Annotated in this window: 2 rRNA genes; both read left to right on the forward strand. The window is 56.1% G+C overall.

Features of this window, described 5'->3' with window-relative positions:
- Window positions 1–1,399, forward strand: a 23S ribosomal RNA gene (locus tag HW452_RS17270); the annotation flags it as partial.
- A 120-nt stretch (window positions 1,400–1,519) separates the two neighbouring features.
- Window positions 1,520–1,635, forward strand: a 5S ribosomal RNA gene (gene rrf / locus HW452_RS17275).
- Window positions 1,636–1,642 lie beyond the last annotated feature (7 nt).

Genomic DNA, 1,642 nt, shown 5'->3' on the forward strand with positions numbered 1-1,642 from the left:
CAAGGCCGAGAGACGAGACGAACTGACCACGGTCAGGAAGTCATTGATGCCACGCTTCCAGGAAAAGCCTCTAAGCTTCAGATCATGTGCGACCGTACCCCAAACCGACACAGGTGGTCAGGGTGAGAATCCCAAGGCGCTTGAGAGAACTCGGGTGAAGGAACTAGGCAAAATGGTGCCGTAACTTCGGGAGAAGGCACGCCGGCGTAGGGTGACGAGACTTGCTCTCCAAGCCCGAACCGGTCGAAGATACCAGGTGGCTGCAACTGTTTAGTAAAAACACAGCACTCTGCTAACGCGCAAGCGGACGTATAGGGTGTGACGCCTGCCCGGTGCCGGAAGGTTAAGTGATGGTGTTAGGCCTCGGCCGAAGCTCTTGATCGAAGCCCCGGTAAACGGCGGCCGTAACTATAACGGTCCTAAGGTAGCGAAATTCCTTGTCGGGTAAGTTCCGACCTGCACGAATGGCGTAATGATGGCCACGCTGTCTCCACCCGAGACTCAGTGAAATTGAAATCGCCGTGAAGATGCGGTGTACCCGCGGCTAGACGGAAAGACCCCGTGAACCTTTACTATAGCTTCACACTGGACGCTGATGTTGCCTGTGTAGGATAGCTGGGAGGCTTTGAACTTCGGACGCCAGTTCGAAGGGAGCCAACCTTGAAATACCAGCCTGGCATCATTGGCGTTCTCACTCAGGTCCGTTATCCGGATCGAGGACAGTGTGTGGTGGGTAGTTTGACTGGGGCGGTCTCCTCCCAAAGAGTAACGGAGGAGCACGAAGGTACCCTCAGCACGGTCGGACATCGTGCAATGAGTGCAAGAGCATAAGGGTGCTTGACTGCGAGACAGACACGTCGAGCAGGTGCGAAAGCAGGTTCTAGTGATCCGGTGGTTCTGTATGGAAGGGCCATCGCTCAACGGATAAAAGGTACTCCGGGGATAACAGGCTGATACCGCCCAAGAGTTCACATCGACGGCGGTGTTTGGCACCTCGATGTCGGCTCATCACATCCTGGGGCTGAAGTCGGTCCCAAGGGTATGGCTGTTCGCCATTTAAAGTGGTACGCGAGCTGGGTTTAGAACGTCGTGAGACAGTTCGGTCCCTATCTGCCGTGGGCGTTGGATGTTTGAGAAGAGCTGCTCCTAGTACGAGAGGACCGGAGTGGACGACCCTCTGGTGTTCCGGTTGTCACGCCAGTGGCATTGCCGGGTAGCTATGGTCGGACGGGATAACCGCTGAAAGCATCTAAGCGGGAAGCCCCCTTCAAGATGAGACATCCCCGAGGCCTTGAGCCTCCTGAAGGGCCCAGCAAGACCAGCTGGTTGATAGGCACGGTGTGGAAGCGCTGCAAGGCGTTGAGCTAACGTGTACTAATGGCCCGTGAGGCTTGACCCTATAACACCCAAGGGGTCTGGTCGTAATGACAACGATGACTACCGGATACGCGCGCCAAGCGAAACCGCTGGGCACGAGAGACGCTCACACGACACAGCATGATGTACATTGACCGTTACGCCTGACGACCATAGCGAGCGTGAACCACCTGATCCCTTGCCGAACTCAGTAGTGAAACCGCTTAGCGCCGATGGTAGTGTGGGGTCTCCCCATGCGAGAGTAGGTCATCGTCAGGCACTTATT

The sequence above is a fragment of the Vreelandella aquamarina genome, from assembly GCF_020075495.1.
In the GTDB taxonomy this organism is placed as follows: domain Bacteria; phylum Pseudomonadota; class Gammaproteobacteria; order Pseudomonadales; family Halomonadaceae; genus Vreelandella; species Vreelandella aquamarina_A.